Annotated in this window: 6 protein-coding genes; 2 read left to right on the forward strand and 4 right to left on the reverse strand. The window is 64.6% G+C overall.

The features are described 5' to 3' along the window. Positions 1–32: 32 nt before the first annotated feature. The 4 genes from ACYU70_RS01065 to ACYU70_RS01080 all read right to left on the reverse strand — a co-directional run bounded on the left by ACYU70_RS01065 (position 33) and on the right by ACYU70_RS01080 (position 9,682). Positions 33–3,365 (reverse strand): efflux RND transporter permease subunit, encoded by a 3,333-nt coding sequence (locus ACYU70_RS01065; protein WP_342295653.1) that lies wholly within the window; start codon positions 3,363–3,365, stop codon positions 33–35. A 182-nt stretch (positions 3,366–3,547) separates the two neighbouring features. Continuing rightward, entirely contained in the window at positions 3,548–6,685 is a 3,138-nt protein-coding gene (locus tag ACYU70_RS01070; RefSeq protein WP_342295655.1) for an efflux RND transporter permease subunit, read from the reverse strand. Positions 6,686–7,198: 513 nt separating this feature from the next. Continuing rightward, the gene (locus ACYU70_RS01075) at positions 7,199–8,182 is read right to left on the reverse strand and encodes an efflux RND transporter periplasmic adaptor subunit (RefSeq protein ID WP_342295657.1); all 984 of its coding nucleotides are present in this window, start codon (positions 8,180–8,182) and stop codon (positions 7,199–7,201) included. Between the two features lie 153 nt (positions 8,183–8,335). Then, complete coding sequence (locus tag ACYU70_RS01080) at positions 8,336–9,682, reverse strand: TolC family protein (protein ID WP_342295658.1); 1,347 nt, start codon at positions 9,680–9,682, stop codon at positions 8,336–8,338. A 162-nt stretch (positions 9,683–9,844) separates the two neighbouring features. Here ACYU70_RS01080 and ACYU70_RS01085 point away from each other — a divergent pair, with 162 nt between their 5' ends. After that, positions 9,845–10,522 (forward strand): response regulator transcription factor, encoded by a 678-nt coding sequence (locus ACYU70_RS01085; RefSeq protein WP_342295660.1) that lies wholly within the window; start codon positions 9,845–9,847, stop codon positions 10,520–10,522. Between the two features lie 78 nt (positions 10,523–10,600). After that, positions 10,601–11,917: a sensor histidine kinase gene (locus tag ACYU70_RS01090; protein WP_342295661.1), complete on the forward strand. Its 1,317-nt coding sequence runs from the start codon at positions 10,601–10,603 to the stop codon at positions 11,915–11,917. Positions 11,918–11,985 lie beyond the last annotated feature (68 nt).

Below are 11,985 nucleotides of genomic sequence, written 5' to 3' on the forward strand. Positions count from 1 at the left end.
GAAAGCGGTGTTGAAAATGGAAGCAGGGAGGGCTAGGCCTGGGCCGTAGTTACCGGCTTCATCTTCTTCAGATAAGAGAACATAATCGGCACAAAAAACAGTGTCGTCACCGTAGCCAGCATGAGGCCGCCAATCACGGCGCGGCCCAGCGGGGCGTTCTGTTCGCCACCCTCGCCCATCCCCAACGACATGGGCAGCAGGCCGATAATCATGGCCAGGGCCGTCATCAGCACCGGGCGCAGGCGGGTGAAACCGGCATCCAGGGCAGCATCACGCGGACTCAAATCCGGCTCTTCCTCCCGCCGCTCATTGGCGAAGGTGACAAGCAGAATGGAGTTGGCCGTAGCCACACCAATGCACATAATAGCGCCCATCAAAGCCGGCACGCTGAGCGTGGTTTGCGTCACGAACAGCATCCACAGAATGCCCGCCAATGCGCCTGGCAAAGCGGTAATAATGATGAGCGGGTCCATCCAGCTCTGGAAGTTTACCACCATCAGCAGATACACTAATATGATAGCCCCGGCCAGCCCCAGGCCCAGCCCTGCGAAGGACGTGCGCATGGAATCGGCCTGTCCGCGCAGAGCCAGGGTGGTGCCTTTGGGCAATGTCTTCTCCGTGTCGGCCAGGATTTTACGGATGTCTTTGCTCACGCCGCCGAGGTCGCGTCCCGATACGCTGGCGTACACGTCCACGGTGCGCTGGATATTGTAATCTGATACCACGGCCAGCGCCTGGGAGCGGCGCACCGTGGCGAAGTTGCTCAGCAGCTGGGCCTGGGACTGGCCGGCTCCGGTCACGCCGATGTTGCCGACTTCATCGAGGGTGGAGAGGGCGCGGGGCGGCGTTTGCACGGCCACGGTGTAGCTCACGCCGGTGGTGGGGTTCAGCCACTGGTTGGGGCTGGTTTGGGTGCTGCTGCTCAGGTTCACAAGGACGTTGTTGGCGATGTCGCGCTGCGAGAGACCGGCCTCCTGGGCGCGCACCCGGTCGATGTCGAGGCGCAGCTGGGGCTGGTCGAAGGCCTGGTACACGAAGGCATCGACGAGGCCGGGAATCTTCACGATTTTCTCCTTGATTTCGCCGGCGATGCGCTGGTTTGCCATTTTGTCGCGGCCAATCACCTGAATGTCAATCGGGGCGGGCAGGCCGAAGTTCAGCGTCTGATTCACAATGTCAGCCGGCTGGAAGAAGATGGTCAGGTCCGGGTATTGCTTGTGCAGCTGGCGGCGGATTTCGTTGATGTACTCGCCGGTGGGGCCGTGCTCCTCCTTCATGCTCACCAGGATTTCGCCGTCGCCGGCCCCGATGGTCGGGTTGTCGCTCAGCAGCAGGTTGATGGGAATAACGGGCAGGCCGATGTTATCGAGCACGAGGTCCAGCTCATCGGCCGGAATCACCTGCCGAATCACATTTTCCACCTGCCGGAAACGCACTTCCGTTTCCTCCACCCGCGTGCCGGTGGGTACCCGTACGTGCAGGCGCAGCTGGCCGGCATCCACCGTCGGAAAGAAGTTCTGGCCGATGAGCGGGAATAGCCCCAGCGAGCCGATAAACAGCACCATGAACGCCAGAATGACCTTCGGGCGGTTGCTCAGCGCCCAGTCCAGTGCCCCGCCGTACACGGCGCGAAACTTCTCAAACTGGTGCTCAAAGCCCTTATGCAGCTTCCAGACCCAGGTTTGGGTGATGGCTTGGCCGGCTTCCCGCTCCGCATCGGTGATTTCGTCTTCGGCTTCTTCCTCGGGAGTGCCGCTGGGGTGGGCCTTCTCGTACTGCTCGCGCCGGATGATTTCCAGGTCGCGCTCAATCTTACTCACCGGCTTGCCATCGCGCTGATGCAGGCTGGGCAGGTCGGGTTCCTCCTGGGCGTGGTAGATGGGCAACTCTTTACGGAGCAGGTACATTACCAGCGTAGGCACCAGCGTCCGGCTGAGGATGTAGGAGGCCAGCATGGCGAAAATCACTGCCGTAGCCAGCGGCGCGAAGATGGCCGAAGCCACCCCGCCCAGGAAAAACACCGGCACAAACACAATGCAGATAGCCAGCGTAGCCACCAGCGCGGGCGTCGCAATCTGCTGAGCCCCATCGAGAATGCTGCGCTTGAGCAGCTTCTTCATGCCCATGTTGCGGTGGATGTTCTCGATTTCCACCGTCGCGTCATCCACCAGAATACCTACGGCGAGCGAGAGGCCGCCCAGCGTCATGATGTTCAGGGTTTGCCCCAGGATATTCATCATGATAATGCTGACCAGAATACTCAGCGGAATACTCGTGGCGATGATGAGCGTGGAGCGCCAGGAGCCCAGAAACAGCAGAATCATGAGGGCCGTAAGGGCCGCCGCGATGCAGGCTTCGATGATAACGCCCTTGATGCTGGCCCGCACGAAAAACGACTGATCGAACAAGAGCTTGATGTTCAGAGCCGGGGGGGCGTTGGCCTGGATGTTGGGCAGCGCCTTCTTGATTTTATCGATGATGTCGAGCGTGCTGGCCGCGCCGCTTTTCAGGATGGGGATAATGGCGGTGCGGCGGCCGTTCTGGCGCACGATGTTCGTTTGCACGGCCGCGCCCTCATGCACGAAGGCCACGTCGCGGATGTACGTCGTCGTGCCATTTACCGTCTTGATGGGCAGGTCGTTGAGCGTGGCAATGGCCTCGGGGCTGGAGTTCAGCTTCACGTCGTATTCCCGGTCGCCGATTTTGGCTGAGCCGGCCGGGATGATGAGGTTTTGGGCCAGCAGGGCCGTCACTACGTCGTTGCCGCTCAGGTTTTTGCCAGCCAGCTTGTCGGGGTCGAGGTCGACCATGATTTGCTTGGGCTTGCCGCCATTGGGCAGCAGCACCGACGCGCCCTGCACTACCGCCAGGCCGGGCCGGATGAAGGCGTTAGCCGCATCGAAAAGGTCCGACTCACCCAGCGTTTCGGAGCTGAGCGAAGTCTGGGCAATGGGCACGTTGGAGGCCGAGTAGCGGATGATGAGCGGCGGCGTGATGCCCTGGGGCAGCACCCGCAGCAGCGTCTGGGTGATGGCCGTGAGCTGGGCCACGCCGGCATCGGGGTTCGAGCCGGGCTGGAAGAACACCTTAATCAGGCCCACGCCCTTCAGGCTCTGGCTTTCCTGGTGCTCCACGTTGTTCACGGTGGTCGTGATGGCGCGCTCCACCGGGATGATGATGCGCTGGTTCATCTCCTCGGGCGAGATGCCGGAGTAGCCCCACACCACGCCCACCACCGGAATCGGAATGTCGGGGAAAATATCCACCGCCATCCGCTGAATGGTGAGGCCGCCTCCCACCAGAATGAGCAGCGCCATCACCACGAAGGTGTAGGGGCGCGCCAGCGCTAGTCTAACTATCCACATATCGTCGTTTTCTGCGTTCGCCGGTGCAGCGCATCGGCTGCAAGGGCTCTTAACTCCTCAGCGCGAGTTTTTGTTAAGATGATAGTGCAAAATTAACCCCCTCGCACCGCTGAAGCCGTTTTCATCGACAGGGAGGGGGTATTTTATCGACGGGGCTCCCGCATTTTCCAGACCGGGCGCTGCTACGCCGCCGGGGCCGCCAAAACGGGCTTTTCCGGCAACGTTTGCTGCTGGTAGGCGAGCCGCAACAGGCTGGGCAACACCATCAACAGCAGCGGCAGGGCCAGCAGCAGCCCGCCAATCACGGCAATGGCCAGCGGCTGGTGCAGCTGTGCGCCCGCCCCAATGCCCAGCGCCAGCGGAGACAGCGCCGCGATGGCCGACAGCGCCGTCATCAGCTTGGGCCGCAGGCGGGCGGCGATGGCGTAGCCCACGGCCTGCTCCACGGGCCGGCCTTCCTCCAGAATCTCGAAAAACTGCTGGAAGGTGAAGATGGCATTCTCGCCGATGATGCCTACCACCATGATGAGGCCAGTGTAGGAGCCCACGTTCAGCGGGGTGTTGGTGAGGAAGAGGGCTAGCGAGCCGCCGGCCGGCCCCAGCACGGAAATCAAAAGAATGAGCCCGGCCGCTTTCAAGTCCCGAAACAGAAACAGCGCCACCGCAAACACCAGCAAACACGCCGTGCCCAGAATGGTGAGCAGTTCCTGAAACGACTGCTGCTGCTCGGCATACGAGCCGCCGTACTGAATGAAGTAGCCGGGCGGCAGCGGCACTTCCTTGTCGAGCTTCTGGCGGATTTCGCTCATCGCGCCGCCCAGGTCGCGGCCGTCGAGGCGGGCGGTGACGGCCGTCATGGCTTGCAGGTTTTCGCGCTCCAGCTCAGCGTCGCCGACTGAGACGTTGACGGTGGCCAGCTCGTCGAGGCGGCGGCGCTGGCCGTTGGGCAGGAAGACCGGCTCGCCGCGCATCTGGGCCAGGTTGGCCTGGGCGGCGTTGGGGTATCGCATCCGGATGTTGAGGAGCTGCTCGCCTTCGAGCACGTTGCCGGCCGTGGTGCCGGCCAGCTGGGTTTGCAGCTGGGTCTGGAAATCAGTGGCGGTGAGGCCGTACTGGGCGAGGCGGCGCGGGTCGGGGCGCACGTCCACGCTGGGGCCCATGCGCACAATGCCGTCGAATACGTCGGCGGTGCCGGCCACGTCTTCTACTACTTTGGTCACCTGCTCGGCTAGGGCGTAGCGTTTGGTGGCATCGGGGCCGAAAACCTTGATTTCGATGGGCTGCACGGTGCTCATGAGGTCGCCCAGCATGTCGCCGATAACCTGGCCGAAGTCGATGGTGAGGGCCGGCTGGGTGGCTTCGATGCGTGTGCGGATGTCGGAGATGACTTCCTCGGTGGTGCGCTTGCGGTCGGTTTTGAGGCGGATGAGGTAGTCGCCCCGGTTGGGCTCGGTGATGAAGAAACCCATCTGGGTGCCGGTGCGGCGGGAGTAGCTGGCCACTTCCGGCACCTTCACAATGAGCTTTTCGGCCTGACGCAGCATGCGGTCGGTTTCCTCGATGCTGGTGCCGGGGGGGGAGTTGTAGTCGAGCACGATGGCCCCTTCGTCCATATCGGGCAGGAAGCCGGTGGCCAGGCGCGGGATGATGAGCACCATGCTGCCTATTAATAGGAGGATGCCGATGATGCTGTAGGCCGGGTGGCGGATGACAGCGCGGACCCAGGGGATTTCGTGGTGGGCGGCGTCGGCTTTAGGCCCTTCAACACCGCTGCCATCGACTGCCACTTTTGAAGGCGCGTCGATAGCATCAGCTTCTTTAGCTTCGGCCGGGGCGGCTTTGCCCTTCCGCGAGAGCAGCAGATAAATCACCGGTAGCCCCAGCCAGGCCACCAGGAAGGAGCACACCAGCGCCACCACCATCGTCGTGGCCAATACCTTGAAGTAGGCCCCCGCCACGCCGCCCAGCAGCGCGAATGGGAGGAAAATCACAATGGTGGAGAGGCTGGACCCCACCAGCGCGGGCAGCAGGTGGCCCACCGAGCGGCGCACCACCTCGCCGGGCGAGGCGTCGGGGTGCTCCTCGCCCACGCGGTGCAGCTGCTCCACCATCACCACGGCGTCGTCAATCATGAGGCCGATGGCGGCGGCGATGGCCCCCAGCGTCATGATATTAAAGGAGTAGCCGAGGCCGAAATACAGCACCGCGATGGTGAGCGCCAGTGCCACCGGAATGGCCCCGAGTATCGTCATGGTGGCGCGGAAGGAGCGCAGAAACAGCGCCGTCACTACGAGGGCCAGCGCTAGGCCAATCCAGAGCGCATCCTGTACCGACTTCACTACTTCGGCCACGAAATCGGCCTGGTCATAATAAGGAGCCATGCGTACGCCGCGCGGCAGGCCGGCTTTCAGGGCCGCTACCTTGGCCCGCACGCCGTCAGATACCTGCACCACGTTGGCATCGGGCTGGCGGAGGATGGAGACAAGCACGGCATCGGAGCCGTTGGCGTTGATGCGGGTGTACTCGGGCTGCTCGCCCAAGGTCACGGTGGCCACGTCGGCGAGGCGCACGATGCGGCGGCCGTCGTTGCGCAGCACCAGATTTTCGAGGTCTTCCTTCTCCACGATGGTGGCGTCCGTCACGGTCAGGTAGAGGCGGCGGTAGTCGCTGAGGTAGCCGTTGCTCTGCACGAAATTGGTTGCCGTCAGCGCTTTGGTCACGTCATCCGGCCCGAGGGCCAGGGCGGCCAGCTGGTCGGGCAGCAATTGTATCTGGTACTCCTTGGTGCGCCCGCCCTGCACCTGCACCGACGACACGCCATCGACCTGCGAGAGGAAGGGCTTGATGGTGTAGAGCGCGAGCTTGCGCAGCTCCAGCGCCGAGCGGCCCGGCGCTTCCAGCGTGTAGCCCATCACCGGCAGAATGGCGGGGTTCATGCGCTCCACCGAGATGTTGACGGTGGGGGGGAGGTCGCCCCGAATCTGGTTGAGGCGCGACTCGATGAGCGTCTGGCTTTTGGCCACGTCCACGTTCCAGTCCAGAAAGGCCGAGATTTCGCAGCTGCCCCGGCTGGTGGTGCTGCGCAGCAGCTTCAGCCCCGGCACCCGCTTGATGGCGTCTTCCATGGGCTTGGTCACGGTCACCATCATGCGGTCGACGGGCTGCAAGCCGTTCTCGGCAATCACCTTCACCTTTGGGAAGGTCACCTCCGGAAATAGGGCCACGTTGATGCGCCGGTAGGCCACCGTGCCCAGCGCCAGGGCCAGCGCAAGCAGCACCGCAATGGGCGCTTTGTAGGCTTGAAAGATGGAAGGACGCATGGGGGAGGCAGCTAAGTGAGTGAAATGCGCAACGAGCGGAAGGAAGCCCCGGCGGGGCGGCATGTCGGTAGTTAAATAGCGTCAATTGCGGTTGTTAAGCCCCGTAGGGGCGGCACTCGTCAGCCGAATGTCGCCCCTACGGGGCTTGGGCAGCATCGGCGGCGGGAGTTGCTACCGATATGCCGCCCCGCTGGGGCTCTCGCCAGTCGCGGGGGCTTCCCCGCCGGGCGCGGGGGCTCCCCCGGTGAGCGCGGGGACTCCCCCGCCGGGCGCGGGGACTCCCCCGGTGAGCGCGGGGACTCCCCCGGTGAGCGCGGGGACTCCCCCGGTGGGAGCGGGGACTCCCCCGGTGAGCGCGGGGGCTTCCCCGTTGACGGCGGGGAGTCCCCCGCCGGCAGCGGGGAACTCCCCGCCGTCAACGGGGAGCGCATCGCCAGCGGCGGAGAGCTTCTCCGTGGCGACGGAGAGCCTCTCCCCGACGACGGGGAAGGCCCCGTCTCAAGCGCAGAGAAGCTACTTGCCATCGGGAGTCGCCGCGCCCACCGCGCGGGTCACCTTCACGGCGGCGGTGTCGTCCAGCCCGTAATTGCCGCTGAGCAGGATTTTATCGAGGGGGCTGAAGCGGGGGGCTTTGATTTCGATTTGGTCCTTTTCCTGGGCGCCCACCGTCACCGGGACTTTCACGGCCGTGGAATCATTGAGCAGCTTCATCACCCAGAATTCGGTTTGCGTTTCATCGGTGAGCACCGCGCCGCGCGGCAGGATGCTGGCCTGGCGCGGGGCCGTGCGGTCCAGTTCGACCTGCACGGCCAGGTTTTCGGGGAGGTCCGGCACCGGGCCGGTGGGCCGGATTGTGTAGCGCTGGGTCTGAATGCTGACATCGGCGGTGGCCAGCACCTCGGCCACGCGGCCGGTCAGCACCCGGCCATCGGGGAGGATGATGCGGCAGGCCTGCCCCGTGCGCACGTAGCGCAGCTGGGTCACGGGCACATCGAGGATGAAGCCGAAGCGGCTGCGGTCGTAGGTGAGGCCGAGCTGCTCGCCGTCCTGCACGTAGTCGCCGGCCAGCTTGTCCACGGTAGCCAGCACACCGTTGCGGGCCGATTTTATCTGGATGATGCCGCTGAACCGCAGGCGCGGGTCGCCGGTGAGCTTATCCAGGTGCAGGGTGCGCGATTCCTTGGTCTGGATGGTGAACACCGTCTGGCCGGCGCGCACCTGCTGGCCCACCACCGGCGAGGGGGGCAGCACGTAGCCCGTGGTGGTGGCCCGCAGCGCATCCTTGGCCGGGAAGGCCGACACGGCACTCAGCCGCAGCACATCGGTCAGGGTATCGGTCCGGACGGTGCCGATGGTGACCAGGGCGCGGGGCTTCACGGCGGGCTCTTCCTCGCCGTCGGCAGGCGGGGCGGCATCGCCGGCGGCGGCGGGGTCTTTCGAGCCGCAGGCGCTGAGGCTGGCGAAGGCAAGGAGAAAGAGGAAACGGGGAAGAGTCATCTTGAGGTAGGGGCGGGGCCTGCCCCCGCCCGTCGTTGAACGGTAATTGTTAAGACTTATACCGGCCAACGTGAACGGCGGGCGGTAATTATTGGAACGTAAAGCAAACGGCGCGAACGGCGGGCGGGGGCAGGCCCCGCCCCTACACCGCTTCTACTGCTCGGCCAGATAGTCCAACGCGAAGCGGCTCCTGAGCTGGTCCGTCTGCGCCTGCGTCAAACTGAATTGCAAGGTCCGGTAGCTGGTCACCAAGTTCAGGTAGTCGAGAATGGCCACATCGCCTGTCGCCAGCTGCTGCCGGGCGGCACCCACCAGCGCATCGGCCACCCGCAGCTGCTCCCGGATGCGGCCCAGCAGCGCATCCGACGCCCGGATGATGCCCTCCAACTGCTCGTACTGCTGCCGCCGCTGCACCGTAAGAAACTGCCGGTAGCCGCGGCGGCTCTGCTCGCTCAGTTCGATGCGCTGGTACTGGAGCTGGCGCTGGTGGCCGTCGAAAATCGGAATGTTCAGCTGCAGGCCGCCCCCGATGCCCACGCTGTGGGCCAGCGCCACGGGCAGGTAGGACGAGGATTGCAGGCCGCCATCCACCACGGCACTCACCTTGGGGCGGTAGGAGGCATCCACGGCGCGGCGGTCGAGCAGAAAGCGGAGGCTGTCGAGGGTGTATTGGCGCTGGGCGGGGGCCAGCAGGCCGGCCAGCGGGCGGTGGGTGGGCGGGGTAGGGGCTTCGAGGGCAATGAGGGCCGTATCGGCCACGCCGGCCAGGGCGCGGAGGGTGCCCAGCTCGCGGCGGTAGGCCAGGCGGTTTTGCTCCACGGTCACCTCCTGGGTACGCACGGAAAGGTAGAAGCTGAGGTACTGGGTTTGCTTGAAAATGCCGCCGTTCACCAGCTGGCGCAGCATTTTATCCTGCTCCCGGAGCTGGTTGAGCAGCGTGCGGCTGAAATTGAGCTGGGTTTCGGCCGCGTAGGCGGTCAGGAACTGGTCGGTGATGTTGCGGCGCAGGTCCAGCGCTGACAAGCGCCCGGTATTGCGCAGCACCTGGCCCTGGCTGGCGATAATCTGGTAGTCGTTCTGGAGCTGGAAGCGGTTCAGAATCGGCTTGGTGGCTTGCGCGAGGGCGGCGTAGTTGCCGCCGTTGGTCACGGCGTTGTCGTAGCCCAGCACGCTTTCGCCCTTGCTGTTGGTGATGGACGGGTAGTACAGCGCCGAGCCGATGCCGCCCACCTGCACGCCGTTCTGGCGGGCCCGCACGAGGCTGTCGATGCGGTTCTGGCGCACCTGGTTGGCGGTTTCGCGCAGTAGGGGGCTGTTTTGGCGGGCTACCAGCAGGAAATCATCGAGCCGGCGCGGGCTGACGGGCGCGGCGGCTACGGCCGGCAAAGGGGCGAGCACGGCCGGGGCCGCGCCGGTCTGGGCGCGGGCGGCACCGGCAAACAGCGCCGGCAGCCCACTCAGGGCAAGGCACCAAATCAGGCAGGAGGAGCGAGCGAACAACAGATGGGGGAGATGGTAAGCGCCACAAAGCTGCGGGCCAATTCTGAAGAAAATCGGCCCCTTAGCAAGTTGAAGTCCCTCTTACGCACAATGGCACAGAATATATACAAACTTTGGGCCTTCCTTCGCGGCTGTGCCGCCCTCCCTTTTGGCTACCTGCTCATGAAAATTCTCCTCGTTGAAGACGAAGCCGCTCTGCGCACCGCCCTCATGGGCTCCCTGAAGCAGGCCGGCTACCTGGTGGAAGCCGCCGCCGACTTTGCCCAGGCCCACGAAAAAATCAAGCTCTACCAGTACGACTGCGTGCTGCTCGACCTGACCCTGCCCGATGGCTCCGGCCTCGACCTGCTCCGCGCCCTCAAGGCCGACGGCTCGCCGGCCGGCGTGCTCATCATCACGGCCCGCGATGCCCTCGACGACAAAATCGCGGGCCTCGACCTCGGGGCCGACGACTACCTCATCAAGCCCTTCCACCTCTCCGAGTTGAATGCCCGGCTGCGGGCCATCATCCGCCGCCGCCAGTTCCACGGCCAGCAGCAAATCACCTTCCGCGACCTGCTGGTACTGCCCGAGCTGGCCGAAGTACACGTCCGGGGCGAGCTCCTCACCCTCACCCGCAAGGAGTACGACCTGCTCCTGTACCTGCTCGCCAACCCTGGCCGCGTGCTCACTAAGGAAGCCATTGCTGAGCACCTCTGCGGCGATGCCGTGGACGCCGCCGACTCGTTCGATTTCATCTACACCCACCTCAAAAACCTGCGCAAGAAGCTCCAGGAGAAGGGGGCAGATAATTACATCCGCACCATGTACGGCGTGGGCTACAAGCTGAGCCACGAGTAGCCGGCGGCGGCAGAAACAAAAGTGGCCCAGGCACACTCGTATTATTGCACCCGCCCCGCGCTTCTCCTCCGTTTCCGCATGAACCTGCTCAACGCTACCACCCGCTACTATCTAATGCTGGCCTTACTGTTGTTTGTGGGCGGCAGTCTGGGGCTGTACTATGGCATCAATTGGGCGCTGCGCACGGAGATTGAGGAGCAGCTGGCCGACCGCCGCCGGGAGCTGCTGGCCAAAGCACAGGCCAACGAGCTGCCGCCCGTGAGCCAGCTCGCTATCCTGCTCGACATCAGCCGCCGGCCCCGCCCGCTGGGCTTCCGCGATACCATGCTGCTCGACCGCACCGAAAACGAGATGGTGCCCCACCGGCAGCTCACGTTTCCGCTGACGGTGCGCGGCGAAGGCCCGGTGTGGGTCACGCTCCGCAAGTCATTGGTCGAGGCCGAAGACCTGCTGGGCGTGGTGCTGGCCGTAATGCTGAGCATATTGGCCCTGTTGCTCGGCGGCATGGTGGTGCTGAACCGCTGGCTATCGGCCCGGCTGTGGGCCCCGTTCCGGCACACGCTGGCAGCCCTGAGGCAGTACGATTTGCAGCAGCACCAGCCCCTGGCGCTGCCCGCGCCGCCCGTGGCCGAATTCGCCGAACTGAACCAGGCCCTTAACGGTTTCAGTCAGCGCCTGGTGGCTGATTATCAGAGCCTGCGCGAGTTCACCGCCAACGCCGCCCACGAAACCCAGACGCCGCTGGCCATCATGCAGGCCCAGCTGGAGCAGCTGCTGCAAGTGCCTGCTCTGGCCGAAGACCCGGCGGCCGCCCCGCTCGTGGCCGACCTCTACGGGGCCACGCTGCGCCTCTCGCGCCTGCACCAGGCCCTGAGCCTGCTCAGCAAAATCGAAAACCGGCAGTTTGCCGAGGCCCAGCCCGTGCGCCTCGACCAGCTATTGGAAGAACGAGTGGCCCAGCTCGAACCCCTCTTCGAAGCCCGCGAGCTGCGCTACGGCCTCGATATCAGCAACGGCCCCGTGGTGGTGCAGATGCACCCCGGCCTGGCCGACTCGCTGCTCCAGAACCTGCTCCAAAACGCTGTGAAGCACAACGTGCGCGGCGGCGAGCTGGCCGTTTCGCTATCCCAAACCGAGCTGAAAGTGACCAACACCGGCCCGGCCGTGGAGGGCGACCCGGCCCGCTTCTTCGAGCGTTTCCGCAAGCACAACGCTGCCTCCGAGTCGCCGGGCCTGGGCCTGAGCATCGTGCAGCAAATCTGCGGCTACTACGGCTTCGGAGTCGATTATTCGGTGGGGAAGGAGGGCACCCGCCACACCCTGCGCGTGGTGCTGAAACCCCCGGCCGGGGTGCCCGCGAAAAAAAGCAGCGCAAACCATGTGGCGCAGGGCTAGCCTCACCCTGCTTTCTAATGAGACGTCAGAAGCCGGACTGCCAACATTGGCAGCCCGGCTTTTTTGAT

This window comes from Hymenobacter segetis (genome assembly GCF_054776495.1).